Source organism: Pseudomonas sp. LABIM340, assembly GCF_040017195.2.
In the GTDB taxonomy this organism is placed as follows: domain Bacteria; phylum Pseudomonadota; class Gammaproteobacteria; order Pseudomonadales; family Pseudomonadaceae; genus Pseudomonas.
The window spans coordinates 3,224,607-3,238,266 of record NZ_CM200227.1; the positions used below are offsets into that span (position 1 = coordinate 3,224,607).

The window sequence follows — 13,660 nt, forward strand, 5'->3', positions numbered from 1 at the left end:
CTGCCAACACCTCAAGTAGAAAGAAACAAGAACAATGAATACTCGTCGACTCCCCGTGCTGGTCTCCGGACTGGCGCTGCTGCCCCCGTTCGTCCACGCCGATTTCCTCGCCGACAGCAAGGCCAGCATCGAAACTCGCAACTTCTACTTCAACCGCGACTACCGCCAGAGTGGTGCCGCCCAGTCGAAATCCGAGGAGTGGGCGCAGGGCTTCCTGCTGCGCTACGAATCGGGCTACACCGACGGCACCGTTGGCGTCGGCGTCGATGCGCTTGGCCTGCTGGGCCTGAAGCTCGACTCCAGCCCGGATCGCTCCGGCTCCGGCCTGCTGCCGTACTCCGCCAGCGACAAGCGCGCTGCCGATGATTACAGCGACCTCGGCCTGACCGCCAAGCTGCGCATCTCCAAGAGCACCCTGAAGGTCGGCACGCTGCTGCCCAAGCTGCCGGTGGTGCAGTACAACGACACCCGCCTGCTGCCGCAGACCTTCCAGGGCGCGCTGGTGGAGTCGAAGGAACTCGACGACCTCGACCTGCAGCTCGGCCAGCTGCGCGAGGTGAAGCAGCGTGATTCGTCCAACGACGAAGACCTGTCGATGACCCGTGGCAACAAGCGCAACATCGTCACCGGCAGCCACCTGACCAGCGACCGCTTCAACCTCGCTGGCGGCACCTACCGCTGGAGCAACCAGCTCAGCACCAGCTACCACTACGCCAACCTCGAAGACCTCTACCGCCAGCACTACGTGAGCCTGGTGCATACGCTGCCGATCGCCGAGGGCCAGTCGCTGAAGTCCGACATCCGCTGGGCACGCTCCACCGACGATGGCGGCAGCAACGTCGACAACCGCGCGCTCAACGCCATGTTCACCTACAAGCTGGGCAACCAGGCGTTCGGCCTCGGGCTGCAGCGCATGTCCGGCGACACCGGCTTCGCCTACCTGTCCGGCACCGACCCGTACCTGGTCAACTACGTGCAGATCGGCGACTTCGCCAACAAGGACGAACGCTCCTGGCAACTGCGCTACGACTTCAACTTCGCCTCCTACGGGCTGCCCGGCCTGAGCCTGATGACCCGCTACCTGCGCGGCGATAACATCGACCTGCTGAACGGGCAGGGCAACGGCAAGGAGTGGGAGCGCGACACCGACGTCGGTTACCTGGTGCAGAGCGGCCCGCTGAAGAACGTCGGCTTCAAGCTGCGTAACAGCACCTTCCGCAGCAGCTTCGGCAACGACATGGACGAGACCCGCTTCATCGTCAGCTACACCTTGCCGATCTGGTAAGGGCTAGCTGAAGCCTCCCGGTCCATCGCGATTGGGAGGCTTCGCTCCACGAGTCTCCGGGCGCTGCGCAGGCCGGTCCGGAGCACACCTCGGCGACACCTCGGGACGAACGGCGTGAAGGCCCGTGCTTGAGCGAGTGAGGGGATATTTCCTACGTGCTGGTGGTCTCACTGGGCGAGGAAAAGTCTGGTCAGGGCCTGTGCCCTCGGCTTATAAAACCCCTTCGCCGCTGTAGACCCGCAGGGATAGCGGCCCCACGAGATCAAGGAACGATGATGCGACGAGTCACGATGATTCTGCTCGCTGCCGCCCTGTTGCAGGGCTGTGCGCACCAGAAGACCGGCAACCAGTGCGAAGACAACTTCAATACCGAAGGGGGCTTCATCGCTGGCAAAACCTTCACTTCCAACGTCCAGCTGGACATGCCGGTGGCCAAGGTCTTCGACCGGGCGCAGCAGACGCTGGTGAAGGAAGGCTTCACCATCCAGAGCGCCGACGAGAAGAGCGGCACCATCTCCGCCTACCAGGGCGTGATCCTGAGCAGCCGCAACGCACCGTTGAACGTCGTGGTGGAAAAGTCGGGTTCCGGCTCCAAGGTAAGCTATGTCTTCGTCACCCTGGGCGGCATGTACACCACCGAAGGCGCGGTGCGTGACGGCTTCTGCCGGTTCACCGACGGGATTCGGCAGTAAGGCCAAAGCTCCGCGCTTCCCTGGGGGACGGATTCCGTTCCTACCGGCGAATGCAGGTCGTAACAGCGAATTGTAGGAGCGCGCCATGCGCGCGATCGCGGGCATGGCCCGCTCCAGCAGGGAGCTTGGTTTGTAGGATGGGTGGAGCATGCTGTGGCGTGGTACGAGGCGATGGGTATCGCTGCGCTCCACGCCATCCTACGCACGAGGCCCCCTGATAGTTCTGCGCCTACGCGCAGACCAGTTTCTCTACGAGGCGGCGGGTCAGTGGGGCGATGACCAGTACCAGCGGGAAGGCGATGCTCCAGCTGGTGAGCCAAGCGCCCAGCCAGAGCTGGGCGAAGGCCGGGGTCAGGTCGACGGCGCGCCAGGTGGAGAGCCCGGAGACCAGCAGGGTCATCACGCAGGACAGGATCAGCGCGAACAGCAGCGGGCCGTAGCGGCGGGCGATCATGCGTGGGCCTCCTGCGCGTGCTCAAGCTGCGGCTGCTGCAGGCGGCCGAGGGTTTCAGCGAAGTGCTGGCCGAACAGCCGTGCGGTCTTCAGGTCGCCGGGGCAGAAATCCGCGGCGGTCTTGTCCGCCTGGGCCATCAGCCCGGACCAGGAGCCGAGGCGGTTGGCGGCTTCCTCGACGGGCACGCCCAGATGCTGCTCGGGGAGGATCGGATTGCCGGACCAGAGCATCCCGTGCTGCATGCAGAAGGTGAACAGCGAGATCAGCGTGGACTGCTTGTCGCCCGCCGGCAGCGCTGAGACGGTGAAGCCAGCGGCAAGGCGGCCACGCAACTTCTGCTGGCGCCACAAGGGCCCGGTGGCGTCCATCAGCGCTTTCAGCGGCGCCGAGACGCCGCCCAGGTAGGTAGGCGAACCCAGGATCAGGCCGTGGTAGGCAAGCAGCGCTTGCGGCTGCTCGATCAGCTCCTGCGCGTTGAGCAGGTGCACTTCGCAGCCGGGCACCTGGCGAGCGCCGCTGGCGATGGTCTGGGCGATGCGCTCGGTACGGCCGCTGGCGCTGTGGTAGACGATGGCGATGGTTTTCATGGCTTCTCCTCAGGTTGCACGCAAGGGAAGGCCGCGCGTGGATTGACCCCGACGGCCTTTGGCGTGAACCTACAAGTTCAAGCGAACTTGAGGTCAAGAGGTGTTCCATGGATATCGCTGACGTGGCCAGGCGCTCCGGCGTGCCGGCATCGACCCTGCGCTTCTACGAGGAGAAGGGGCTGATCGTTTCGCTCGCCAAACCCGGCGCGCGGCGCCAGTTCGCGCCGCAGATTCTCGACCAGCTGGCGTTGATCACGCTCGGGCAGTCGGCGGGGTTCAGCCTGGAGGAAATCCGCTCGATGTTCGCCGGCGACGGCGGGACGAACATCGACCGGCAGATGCTGGCAGCCAAGGCGGACGAGCTGGATGCCACGATCCGGCGCCTGCGGGCGATGAGCCGGGGGCTGCGTCATGCGGCGGCATGCCCGGCGCCCAGTCATGCGGAGTGCCCGACTTTCCAGAAACTGGTCAAGGCGGCGGGGGAGAGTGCGCTGGAGGGGAAGAAGGAGCGGGGGAAGTTGAAGAAAGGGAAGGATGCTGTCTGACGGATCTGGAGCGAGGCTTGCCCTCACCCTAGCCCTCTCCCAGAGGGAGAGGGGACTGTTTGGAGTGCGCAGGAACAATTGTGATCGCCGGATAACTTCAGAACTGCCGCCAACGCCGAACTGCTCCCTCTCCCTTCGGAGCGGGGTGCGCAGCCAGGGCTGGGGAGAGGGCGGTATCGGCTGAAACGAGGTTTGTAAGCTGCAAGGGGATATCCGGTTCTTGCTCAAGAACATATCCGGACGCCGGCCCTGCCGGCGGATCGCGGGCATGGCCCGCTCCTACAGTCCCGTAGGGCGAATAACCCGGAACGGGTTATCCGCCGGCTTGGCGGATAACGCCATAGGCGTTATGCGCCCTACAGGGAGACACCCAGCGCGGCGGATAGCCACTCGCAGAAACCCACCGCCTGCGCACTGCGCTCGCTCTGCTGATGCACCAGCAGCGACCAGTTCGGCCCCCGCACGGTCTGCTCGCTGAGTGGGGTCAGCAGGCCACTCTCTCGCGCATCACCGGCCAGCAGCTGGCTCACCAGCGCAACGCCCAGCCCCTGGCTGGCGGCATCCAGTAGCAGGCCGGGGTCGGAGAAGTTCAGCCCTTCGCTGCGCTGGCCGACGTCGGCGCCGCCCTGCAGTTGCCAGTGCGCCCAGTCCATTTCCCGTTCGCCGTGCAGGGTGGTGCGCGTCGGCTCCGGCTGCCGCAGCAATGAGGGGTGGCAAGCCGGGTAGAGGCGATCTTCCAGCAGCACGCGGAAGCGGCATTCGGCCTGGGCGGTGAGGTCGTCGCGCACGGCGATGTCGATGGTCTGGGTGGCCATGTCCGGGGTTTCGTCGGTGGTCAGCAGCCAGAGGTCGATCTGCGGGTGGCGCGCGTGGAAGTCGCCCAGGCGCGGCACGAGCCAGTGGCGGGCGAAGGCCGGGGTGGTGTTGACCACCAGCTGGTTGGGCTTGCGGTACTGGTCCAGGCGGCGGATGCCCACGGCCAGTTGCTGCAGCATGGATTGCGTGGTGCTGAGCAGGTCGGCGCCGGCGTCGGTCAGCGTCACCTTGCGCCCGGAGCGGTAGAACAGCGGCTGTTCGACGAAGCTTTCCAGGCTGCGGATCTGCTGGCTGATGGCCGACTGGGTGAGGTGCAGCTCCTCGGCGGCCTTGTGGAAGCTGCCCAGGCGCGCGGCGGCTTCGAAACCGCGCAGGGCATTCAGGGGTGGCCAGTGTTTGAGCATGATCGATAAGTCTGTCTAATCAGATTTGCGCAAAATCTATCGTTTGTTCTGACATTTTTACAGGCCTAGCATGGTCGTCAGGCGCCGCTGAACCTTTTCCTTCCGATAAAAATTACTTACCAAAGGCTTGAGTATGCATCGCAACGACGACATGCAGAACGGCTGGCGCATGCCTGCTGAATGGGTCAACCACGCGGCGACCTGGATGGCATTCCCGCATAACCGTCCGCTCTGGGAGGGCGGCTGGCACGTGACCCTGGAGCAGGTGCAGGAAGACTTTGCCCGCGTTGCCAACGCCATCGCCCGCTTCGAGCCGGTGAAACTGGTGGTGGACCCGTCCGCCATAGCCCGCGCCGCCGAGCTGTGCGGGGCCAACGTCGAACTGGTGCCGCTGCCCATCGACGACAGCTGGTGCCGCGACTCCGGGCCGACCTTCGTCTGCCATCCGCAGCACGGCGTGGCCGGTGTGAGCTGGCGCTTCAACGCCTGGGGCGGCAAGTCCGAACACACCCTGGACGAAGGCCTGGGCCGCCGAATCCTCAACCACCTCGGGCTCGATTGCTTCGGCACGCCGCTGTCCAACGAAGGCGGGGCGATCCACGTGGATGGCGAGGGCACGCTGATCACCACCGAATCAGTGCTGCTCAACCCCAACCGCAACCCCGGCGTCAGCAAGCGTGAGATGGAAGAAATCTTCAGCCGCCTGCTGGGCGTGACCAAGACCATCTGGCTGCCGGGCGACCCGCAGTACGTGACTGGCGACATGACCGACGGCCATGTCGATGGCGTGTGTGCCTTCGCCCGCCCCGGTGTGCTGCTGGTCGATGCGACCCACGAGGCTTCCAGCACCTACGCCGAAGTGGCGCGCGAGAACCGTCGCGCGCTGGAGCTGGCCACCGATGCCAAGGGCCGTTCCTTCGAGCTGATCGAGCTGTTCGAAGCCAGCGCGGCGGTGGACCCTGAGGCGGAGGTCTTCTGCGCGTCCTACACCAACTTCTACCTCGCCAATGGCGCAGTGATCATGCCGGCCTACGGCATCGCCGCCGACGACGAAGCCGCTGCGGTCTTGGCCCGCGCCTTCCCCGGTCGCGAAGTGGTGCCGGTGCGCATCAACAACCTGGCCCACGGCGGTGGCGGCGTGCACTGCATTACCCAGCAGCAGCCGGCCTGGCCGCTGGGAGGCCTGTGATGAGCAAGCTGACTGTCGCGGTCCTGCAGTTCTCCTGCAGCTGGGACCTGCCGCGCAATCTCGCCGAAGCCGAGCGCCACGTGCGCGCGGCGGCGGCGGCCGGGGCGAAGCTGATCCTCCTGCCCGAGCTGTTCGCCACGCCGTACTTCTGCATCGAGCAGGACCATGCGCACCTGGCCCTGGCCCAGCCGTATGACGACAGCCCGCTGCTGCAGCGCTTCGCGCGGCTGGCGGCGGAGCTTAACGTGGTGTTGCCGATCAGCTGGTTTGAGCGCGCCGGCAACGCCTACTTCAACTCGCTGACCGTGGCCGACGCCGACGGCAGCCTGCTCGGCGTGTACCGCAAGACGCACATCCCCAACGCCATTGGCTACCAGGAGAAGGAGTACTTCAGCCCCGGCGACACCGGCTTCCGCGTCTGGGACACCGCTGTCGGCCGCATCGGCGTGGGCATCTGCTGGGACCAGTGGTTCCCCGAGACCGCCCGCTGCCTGGCGCTGCAAGGCGCGGAGATGCTGCTGTTCCCCACCGCCATCGGCTCCGAGCCGGGCGCCGAGCAGCTGGATTCCCGCGATCACTGGCAGACCGCCCAGCGCGGCCACGCCGCCGCCAACCTGCTGCCGGTGCTGGCGGCCAACCGCATCGGCGAGGAAGTGGCGCCCAGCGACGACAGGCTGCGCATGCGCTTCTACGGCTCGTCCTTCATCACCGACCACAAGGGCGCGCTGCTGGCCGAGGCCGGGCGCAACGAGGCCGCCGTGCTGGTGCGCGCGCTGGACCTCGAGCTGGCCCGCGAGGAGCGCCTGACCTGGGGCGTCTACCGCGATCGTCGCCCGGAAATGTACGGCCCGCTGCTCGGCCTCGACGGCCGCCACCTGCACCCGCGCTGGCAAGGAGTCTGACCATGAACAAGCACCTGCTGATCGGCGCGCTGGGGTTGTCCCTGGCGTGCTCCCTGCAACCGGCCTCGGCCGAAGAGAAGGTCCTGCGCCTGTTCAACTGGGCGGACTATTTCGCCCCCGACACGCTGGCCAATTTCACCAAAGAGACCGGCATCCGCGTCATCTACGACGTGATGGACAGCAGCGAGACGCTGGAGGCCAAGATGATGGCCGGGCACAGCGGCTACGACCTGATCTTCCCCGGCGATACCGTCGCCGAGCGCCTGATGCGTGCCGGTGCGCTGCAGAAGCTCGACGACAGCAAGCTGGAGCACCTGGGCGATATCGAGTCGGGCCTGCGCGACCTGCAGACCAAGTACCCGTACTCGCGGCATGCCGTTGTGCCCTACACCTGGGGCAGCATCGGCCTGACCTACAACCAGGCGAAGATCGAGCAGCGCATGCCCGGCGCGCCGGTGAACAGTCTCGACCTCATGTTCAAGCCGGAGCTGGCCAAGCACTTTGCCGACTGTGGCATCTCGATGATCGACTCGCCGGACGAAGTGCTCGCCGTGGTGCTCAACTACCTCGGCCGTGACCCACGCAGCGGCAAGCCGCAGGATTTGGCGGACGCGCTGGCGGTGCTCAACGGCATCCGCCCGTACATCCGCAAGTTCCAGTCGCAGCCGGTGACCCAGCTGGTGAATGGCGACCTGTGCCTGTCGCTGGGTTACAGCGGCGACGTGATCCAGTCGCAGCGCGCCGCCGACGAGGCGAAGAAGCCCGAGCGCTTCGAGTACCGCGTGCCGCGCGAAGGCACTTCGGTGTGGATGGACACCATGGCCATCCCGGCCGATGCGCCGCACCCCGAGTACGCCTACGCACTGATCAACTACCTGATGCGCCCGGACGTAATGGCGGCGATCAGCAACGCCACCGGCTACCCGACGTCCAACGCCAAGGCCAGGCCGATGGTCGAGGCGAGCATGCGCGACAACCCGGACATCTATCTTGATGAGAAGGCCTACGCGCGGCTGTTCCCCGGCAAGGACATTCCGCAGCGCGACATGCGTTCGCGGATGCGCACCTGGACCAGTTTCAAGACCGGCACCGGTGGTTGAGGAGGCGAGGATGATGACACGCAGGAACCTGCTCGGCGCCGGCATGACGCTGGCGACGGGCCTTGGGCTCGGCCTGGGCCGGGTCGCCTTGGCGGCGAAGCCCTGGTACATGCCCGACGAGCACCGCAAGCAGGAGCGGGTGTTCGTCGCCTATGCGGCGAGCCCGGACGTCTGGGAAGACATCGCCCCGGACGTCAATGCCACGGTGGCGCGGCTGGCCCGCGCCATCGCCGAGTTCCAGCCGGTGACGGTGCTCTGCCGGCCGGAGCAGCAGGCAGAAGCCAAGCGCGCGTGCGGCGGCCAGAACGTCGACTTCCTGCCGGTGCCGGTAGATGACATCTGGGTGCGTGATTACGGCGGCTGCTTCCTGGTCAACGATGCGGCGGGCGGCCTGGCGCTGGCGGATTTCAACTTCAACGGCTGGGGTGGCAAGCAGCACGCCGAGCGCGATCGCGAAGTGTCGGCGGCGCTGGCCGAGGACGTGGAGGCGAAAGCCATCGTCAGCGAGCTGTGCGGGGAGGGCGGCGGCATCGAGGTGGACGGCCACGGTACGGCGATCTTCACCGAGAGCTGCTGGCTCAACGACAACCGCAACCCGGGTTGGACGCGCCCGCGTATCGAAGCGGAACTCAAGCGCATGCTGGGGCTGCGCAAGGTGATCTGGGTGCCGGGCATTCGCGGCAAGGACATCACCGATGCCCATGTGGACTTCTATGCGCGCTTCGTCGAGCCGGGCGTGGTGGTGGTCAACCTGGACAACGACAAGCGTTCCTACGACTACGAGGTAACCCGCCGGCACCTGGAGATCCTGAAGAGCGCCACCGACGCCGATGGCCGCGCCTTGAAGGTGCATACGCTGCCGCCGCCGATGAACCCCAAGCCGAACGCCTACAACCGCGACAACCCGGACTTCGCAGCGGGCTACATCAACTACCTGCCGGTGAATGGCGGGGTGATCGCGCCGAAGTTCGGCGATGCGGCGGCCGATGAGCATTGCCATGCGTTGCTCAGCGAGCTGTACCCGGACCGCGAGATCGTGCAGCTGAACATCGACCCGATTGCCGCCGGGGGCGGTGGCATTCACTGCGTGACGTTGCAGATGCCGGCGGTGTGACGCCGGCCCTGCCGGCGGATCGCGGGCGTGGCCCGCTCCTGCAGGTATCGCGCGGAGTTTACCTGTAGGAGCTGGCCATGCCTGCGACAGATCACGTGGAGCACCATCACGGACGCAGTCTGCTGCTCGATGGGTTGTCCTGGTGGTGCTGCGTCAGGGGAACGCCGCGTCGATCAGCGCCGGCAAGGCGACGCCCGCCGCGTTGGCGAGGGCGAAGTCGCGTTCGCCGTGCAGCGGGCCGGGGGTGGGGTTGATGTGCAGGACGTTCGCGCGCAGACGCCAGGCGATCTCGGGGATTTCCGCCGCCGGGTAGACCACGCCGGACGTGCCGACGGAGATCAGCAGGTCGCACTGTTCGGCGGCCTGGAAGGCGTGGGTGATGGCTTCCATCGGCAGGCTTTCGCCGAACCAGACCACGCCGGGGCGCAGCGGGCCGCCGCAATGGGCGCAGGCCGGCGGCTGCACGCGGCGGCCGGCCTCGGGTTCGTCGGGCACCGGCAGCGGCGAATCCGGCTCGTGCTGGCACTGGAAGCAGCGCGGGCGCTCCAGCTGGCCGTGCAGGTGGGTGATGTTCTGGCTGCCGGCGCGCTCGTGGAGATCGTCGACGTTCTGGGTAATCAGCGTGAATTTGGGCACCTTGCCCGCCAGCTCGGCGATGGCCCGGTGCGCCGCATTGGGCTGGGCGCGGTGGACCACGCTGCGGCGCCATTCGTACCAGCCCCAGACCAGCGCTGGGTCTGCGCGGAAGGCTTCGGCGGTGGCCAGGGAGGCCGCGTCGAAACGCTCCCACAGACCGGTGAGGCGGTCGCGGAAGGTGGGAATTCCGCTCTCGGCGGAAACGCCCGCACCGGTGAATACCACAACGTGACGGGCCTGGCGCAGCGCATCAATGAGCGCGGAATCGAGGATCATTGCGGGGTTTCCTGCGGCGTCGGCGCGCTTTCCAGGCGATTGCGCCCGGCGGCCTTGGCGCGGTACAGCGCACGATCGGCGGCTTCGATGAGGGCCTGCGGGCTGCTGTCGCTGCCGCCGGGCAGGTTGGCGATACCGATGCTCGCGGTGATGCGCCCCAGCGGGCTGCCGGCGTGGGTGAGGTTGGCGCCCTGCAGGCGCTGCATGAACTGCTCGGCCACGGCCAGGGCACCGTCGGGGCCGGTGTTGGGCAGGATCACCGCCAGCTCCTCGCCGCCGTAGCGCGCGGCCAGATCGGCGGGACGCCGCACGCTGTCGGCGAGGACGCGGCCGATGCGCCGCAGGCAGTCGTCGCCGGCTGGATGGCCATAGGTGTCGTTGAAGCGCTTGAAGTGGTCCACGTCGATCAGCAGCAGCCCGAGTGGCGAGCGTTCGCGGTGGGCGCGGCGCAGTTCGGCGAGCAGGTGGTCGTCGAAGCTGCGGCGGTTCTCCAGGCCGGTGAGCGGGTCGCGCGAGGCGAGCACTTCCAGCTGCCGGTTGGCCTTGAGCAGGTCCTCGCGGGCGTCGCGTAGCAGGCGTTCGGTGCCGATACGGCGCTGGATGGCGAGGATCAGCAGGCTGCCAATGACCACGATGACCATCAGCAGGCCGAAGGCGATGGCCACCGTGCGCAGGGCGTCGGCGGCCCAGGCGGCGAGGGCCTCGTCCTTGCCCAGGGCGACCGAGGTCACCAGCGGGTAGCGCTCGTTCTTGCGGAAGGCGTAGATGCGCTCGATGCCGTCCAGCGAGGAGGCGAAGGTGGCGCTGCCGACCGTGGCGCTGTCCAGGTACTGGGTGAAGATCGGCGAGCGCGACAACACGCGGCCCATGTCGCTCTCGCGGAAGGGGTAGCGCACCAGCACCTGGCCGTTGCTGGTGGCCACGCCAATGGCGCCGGTCTTGCCGATGTCGATCTTGCCGAACAGGCGGAGGAAGTCCTGCACGCCGAGGGTAGCGACTATCACCCCGGCGAAGTTGCCCTGGGCGTCGTTGTAGCGACGGCTGACGGTGATCACCCAGACGCCGGTGGCGCGGCTGTGGATCGGCTCGCCGATGTAGGCGTCCAGCGAGGGATTGTCGCGGTGATGGATGAAGTAGCCGCGGTCGGCGCTGTTGGCGCCGGGCGGGAAGGGGCCGTTGGAGGTCATCAGCCAGTTGCCCTGGGCATCGTAGATGCCGACCCCGTTTAGTTGCGCTAGCAGGTGCTGCTGGCTCAGCACCAGGTCATTCAACCGTTGCAACTGGGGCGCGCCACGTCCCTCGTGCTCCAGGCGTTCGGCCAGGCCGAGCAGGAGCATGGAGCTCTGGGTGACGATGCCTTCGACGTAGGTGTCCAGCGCCTGGGTGAGGTTGAGGTTGTGCGTGGTGGTTTCCGCCAGCGTGCGCTCGCGCGCCGACCACAGCTCCCAGGCAGTGGCGGCGGCCACGGCGAGGCTGATGATCGACAGCAGGAGGATGGCAAGGCGGATGTCGCGTTTCACTCTGGCCTCGTTGGGTCGGTCCCTGTGGCGGTTGCCGTGCGCTACGGGCATCGCCCGGCGCGAGTGCAGGGAGACGCCGGCCGCGCGCGCCGGGTTACGTGTCGTTCGTCAGACGCCCTGCATGCCGCTGAGTTGCACCCGGTTGCGACCTTTCTGCTTGGCCACGTACAGGTGCTGGTCGCAGCGCGCGAGCAACTCGCGTGGCTCCTGCAGCCCGCTTTCGTTGGCCATCGCCGCGCCGAGGCTGATGGTCAGGTGGCGCAGGCTGTCGGGCCGGTAGAAGTGCTCGATGCCCAGGCTCGCCACCTGCTCGCGCAGTCGCTCGGCGACGCAGCGCAGGTCTTCGGCGCTGGTCGCCTCCAGCAGGATGGCGAACTCTTCGCCGCCATAACGATAGACGTTGGCACGCCCGCCGCGCAGGGTGCCCACCAGGCTCTCGGCCACCTGGCACAGGCAGCGGTCGCCGGCCTGGTGGCCGTAGTGGTCGTTGTAGGGCTTGAAGTAGTCGATGTCGGCCATCAGCAGGGCGAAGGGCCGGCCGTGGGCGCGCATGCCGTGCCAGCTCTCGTTGAGCTGCAGGTCGAGCGAGCGGCGGTTGCCCACGCCGGTGAGGCCGTCGGTGGCGGCCAGCTCCTGCAGGCGCAGGTTGAGCGCGGCCAGCTCGGTGCGCTGGCGTTTTTCTTCGAGGTCGGCGAGGAAAGCCTGGCGCACACCCTTGATGTTGGTCCAGCTGATGAACAGGCTGAACAGCGCGATGGGCAGGTAGACCAGGGTGAAGATCAGCAGCGGCTTGGCGGCGCCATCGTGGATCAGCCAGACGTTGTAGAGAATGATCGCCGTGATGATCGCCGAGACCAGCGCGATGCCCTTGAACGAGTAGCGCACGCCGAGGTTGCCCAGCAGCACGAACACCACCGAGGCATAGAGGAAGAAGGGCACGTCCGGCGAGGCGCTGCGCTTGAGCAGCTCGAACCAGGCGATGGTGGAGATGATGTCGTGCACCGGCATCAGCAGGTCCATCACCAGCACGCTGCGGCTGAAGCGGAACACCAGGAAGATGTTGACCAGGCCGACGAGGCTCAGGGCCGTGCGCAGGAACAGAGATTCCTTTGCCATGTCCGGGATCAGCAGCGCGTCGGCCAGGACGTAGGAGTCGTAGGCGGCCATGGCGATGAAGTTGATCGCCAGCAGGAAGCGCCGGTAATGCTGGACCACGTACGCCTTGTAGGCATCCTGCAGGCGCGGTGGAATTCTCCCCTGGTACTGCTGCCGGGAAGGAGCGGCGGGGAACTCGGGTGCGGTCATCGAAAGTGGGAGCCTGTGTCTGCCATCCAGGGCGAATGCTGGCCAAGGGCTAGAGTAGGGTGCGGCACCATCGCCGTCCAGCGGGCGATGCATAGGTTGTACCAAAACTTCGCTCGCCGCGGATTGGCTCTGTCGCTGGAGTCGTTAATGGATCTTTATAGGGTGCCAATGTGCCGGCATGATGACCGCATTCACCTGCTGTCGAGGCCTTACATGTACGTACCTGCGCATTTCGAGGAAACCCGCCCGGACGAGTTGCACCGGCTGATCCGCGACTATCCCCTGGGCATCCTGGTCACCGGCCATGACGGTCTGCTGGATGCCAACCACCTGCCGTTCGAGTTGGAACTCTCCGGCGAGAAGCCGCTGTTGCGTGCCCACGTCGCCCGCAACAACCCGGTCTGGCAGGAGGCTGACGGCGAGGAGGTGCTGGTGATCTTCCGTGGCGAGCACGCCTACGTCTCGCCCAACTGGTACCCGAGCAAGCAAGAGGCGCACCGCCAGGTGCCGACCTGGAACTACCAGGTGGTGCACGTGCGCGGCCGCCTCAAGGTCATGGACGAGGAGCGCTTCGTGCGCGGTGTGGTCGGCCGCCTGACCCGCACCCATGAAGCCGGCGAGGACAAGCCGTGGAAGATGAGCGACTCCACCCCGGAATTCATCAGCGGCATGCTGGCGAACATCGTCGGCATCGAGGTGGAGATCGGCGAGATCATCGGCAAGTCCAAGCTCAGCCAGAACAAGGAAGAGCGCGATCGCCTGGGTGCCGCCGGGCGGCTGGAACAACTCGGCAGTGGCGAGCTTTCCTCGGCGATGAAGCGCGCGGTGGACTGAG

Annotated in this window: 14 protein-coding genes; 8 read left to right on the top strand and 6 right to left on the bottom strand. The window is 66.6% G+C overall.

Features of this window, described 5'->3' with window-relative positions:
* Positions 1-34 precede the first annotated feature (34 nt).
* Both ABKS89_RS14880 and ABKS89_RS14885 read left to right on the top strand, forming a co-directional pair.
* Positions 35-1,285: an OprD family porin gene (locus ABKS89_RS14880; RefSeq protein ID WP_348590205.1), complete on the top strand. Its 1,251-nt coding sequence runs from the start codon at positions 35-37 to the stop codon at positions 1,283-1,285.
* Positions 1,286-1,575: 290 nt separating this feature from the next.
* On the top strand, positions 1,576-1,977 hold the full coding sequence (locus ABKS89_RS14885; protein ID WP_518301026.1) for a hypothetical protein: 402 nt from the start codon (positions 1,576-1,578) through the stop codon (positions 1,975-1,977).
* A 229-nt stretch (positions 1,978-2,206) separates the two neighbouring features.
* Here the strand turns inward: ABKS89_RS14885 and ABKS89_RS14890 are convergent, their stop codons facing one another.
* Together ABKS89_RS14890 and ABKS89_RS14895 are read right to left on the bottom strand one after the other, a co-directional pair.
* The gene (locus ABKS89_RS14890; protein WP_348590204.1) at positions 2,207-2,431 is read right to left on the bottom strand and encodes a DUF2798 domain-containing protein; all 225 of its coding nucleotides are present in this window, start codon (positions 2,429-2,431) and stop codon (positions 2,207-2,209) included.
* Positions 2,428-3,018, bottom strand: a complete 591-nt coding sequence (locus tag ABKS89_RS14895) for a flavodoxin family protein (RefSeq protein ID WP_348590202.1) — start codon at positions 3,016-3,018, stop codon at positions 2,428-2,430. Before ABKS89_RS14895 ends, ABKS89_RS14890 begins: the two co-directional genes overlap by 4 nt.
* A 107-nt stretch (positions 3,019-3,125) precedes the next feature.
* Between ABKS89_RS14895 and ABKS89_RS14900 the strand changes: the two genes are divergently transcribed.
* The gene (locus tag ABKS89_RS14900; protein ID WP_138215849.1) at positions 3,126-3,563 is read left to right on the top strand and encodes a helix-turn-helix domain-containing protein; all 438 of its coding nucleotides are present in this window, start codon (positions 3,126-3,128) and stop codon (positions 3,561-3,563) included.
* Positions 3,564-3,919: 356 nt separating this feature from the next.
* On the opposite strand, the gene ABKS89_RS14905 is transcribed toward ABKS89_RS14900, so the two are convergent.
* Complete coding sequence (locus ABKS89_RS14905; protein WP_348590201.1) at positions 3,920-4,783, bottom strand: LysR substrate-binding domain-containing protein; 864 nt, start codon at positions 4,781-4,783, stop codon at positions 3,920-3,922.
* 133 nt (positions 4,784-4,916) lie between these two features.
* On the opposite strand from ABKS89_RS14905, the gene ABKS89_RS14910 reads away from it, so the two are divergent.
* From ABKS89_RS14910 to ABKS89_RS14925, 4 genes are read left to right on the top strand one after another with little or no spacing between them, the layout of a single operon-like run.
* A complete protein-coding gene (locus ABKS89_RS14910; RefSeq protein WP_348590200.1) occupies positions 4,917-5,972 on the top strand; it encodes an agmatine deiminase family protein in 1,056 nt (351 codons plus the stop codon).
* The gene (aguB, locus tag ABKS89_RS14915; RefSeq protein ID WP_138215846.1) at positions 5,972-6,874 is read left to right on the top strand and encodes an N-carbamoylputrescine amidase; all 903 of its coding nucleotides are present in this window, start codon (positions 5,972-5,974) and stop codon (positions 6,872-6,874) included. Before ABKS89_RS14910 ends, aguB begins: the two co-directional genes overlap by 1 nt.
* Before the next feature lie 2 nt (positions 6,875-6,876).
* The gene (locus tag ABKS89_RS14920) at positions 6,877-7,974 is read left to right on the top strand and encodes an extracellular solute-binding protein (RefSeq protein WP_348590199.1); all 1,098 of its coding nucleotides are present in this window, start codon (positions 6,877-6,879) and stop codon (positions 7,972-7,974) included.
* Positions 7,975-7,984: 10 nt separating this feature from the next.
* On the top strand, positions 7,985-9,088 hold the full coding sequence (locus tag ABKS89_RS14925) for an agmatine deiminase family protein (protein ID WP_518301027.1): 1,104 nt from the start codon (positions 7,985-7,987) through the stop codon (positions 9,086-9,088).
* A gap of 153 nt (positions 9,089-9,241) precedes the next feature.
* Here the strand turns inward: ABKS89_RS14925 and ABKS89_RS14930 are convergent, their stop codons facing one another.
* From ABKS89_RS14930 to ABKS89_RS14940, 3 genes are all read right to left on the bottom strand, one after another.
* On the bottom strand, positions 9,242-9,997 hold the full coding sequence (locus tag ABKS89_RS14930; RefSeq protein WP_348590207.1) for an SIR2 family NAD-dependent protein deacylase: 756 nt from the start codon (positions 9,995-9,997) through the stop codon (positions 9,242-9,244).
* Positions 9,997-11,520 carry a sensor domain-containing diguanylate cyclase gene (locus ABKS89_RS14935; RefSeq protein WP_348590197.1) on the bottom strand — a complete coding sequence of 508 codons (1,524 nt, stop codon included), beginning with the start codon at positions 11,518-11,520 and terminating at the stop codon, positions 9,997-9,999. The genes ABKS89_RS14930 and ABKS89_RS14935 overlap by 1 nt, the downstream gene beginning before the upstream one ends.
* Positions 11,521-11,628: 108 nt before the next feature.
* Positions 11,629-12,825 (bottom strand): GGDEF domain-containing protein, encoded by a 1,197-nt coding sequence (locus ABKS89_RS14940; protein WP_348590196.1) that lies wholly within the window; start codon positions 12,823-12,825, stop codon positions 11,629-11,631.
* 213 nt (positions 12,826-13,038) lie between these two features.
* On the opposite strand from ABKS89_RS14940, the gene ABKS89_RS14945 reads away from it, so the two are divergent.
* The gene (locus tag ABKS89_RS14945; RefSeq protein ID WP_348590194.1) at positions 13,039-13,659 is read left to right on the top strand and encodes an FMN-binding negative transcriptional regulator; all 621 of its coding nucleotides are present in this window, start codon (positions 13,039-13,041) and stop codon (positions 13,657-13,659) included.
* The last annotated feature ends 1 nt before the right edge of the window (position 13,660 follow it).

Excerpts from the sequence above, each read along its gene's own strand:
- ABKS89_RS14880 (WP_348590205.1), top strand. The coding sequence starts at position 35 with ATGAATACTCGTCGACTCCCCGTGCTGGTCTCCGGACTGGCGCTGCTG.
- ABKS89_RS14885 (WP_518301026.1), top strand. The coding sequence starts at position 1,576 with ATGATTCTGCTCGCTGCCGCCCTGTTGCAGGGCTGTGCGCACCAGAAG.
- ABKS89_RS14890 (WP_348590204.1), bottom strand. The coding sequence starts at position 2,431 with ATGATCGCCCGCCGCTACGGCCCGCTGCTGTTCGCGCTGATCCTGTCC.
- ABKS89_RS14895 (WP_348590202.1), bottom strand. The coding sequence starts at position 3,018 with ATGAAAACCATCGCCATCGTCTACCACAGCGCCAGCGGCCGTACCGAG.
- ABKS89_RS14900 (WP_138215849.1), top strand. The coding sequence starts at position 3,126 with ATGGATATCGCTGACGTGGCCAGGCGCTCCGGCGTGCCGGCATCGACC.
- ABKS89_RS14905 (WP_348590201.1), bottom strand. The coding sequence starts at position 4,783 with ATGCTCAAACACTGGCCACCCCTGAATGCCCTGCGCGGTTTCGAAGCC.
- ABKS89_RS14910 (WP_348590200.1), top strand. The coding sequence starts at position 4,917 with ATGCATCGCAACGACGACATGCAGAACGGCTGGCGCATGCCTGCTGAA.
- aguB (WP_138215846.1), top strand. The coding sequence starts at position 5,972 with ATGAGCAAGCTGACTGTCGCGGTCCTGCAGTTCTCCTGCAGCTGGGAC.
- ABKS89_RS14920 (WP_348590199.1), top strand. The coding sequence starts at position 6,877 with ATGAACAAGCACCTGCTGATCGGCGCGCTGGGGTTGTCCCTGGCGTGC.
- ABKS89_RS14925 (WP_518301027.1), top strand. The coding sequence starts at position 7,985 with ATGATGACACGCAGGAACCTGCTCGGCGCCGGCATGACGCTGGCGACG.
- ABKS89_RS14940 (WP_348590196.1), bottom strand. The coding sequence starts at position 12,825 with ATGACCGCACCCGAGTTCCCCGCCGCTCCTTCCCGGCAGCAGTACCAG.
- ABKS89_RS14945 (WP_348590194.1), top strand. The coding sequence starts at position 13,039 with ATGTACGTACCTGCGCATTTCGAGGAAACCCGCCCGGACGAGTTGCAC.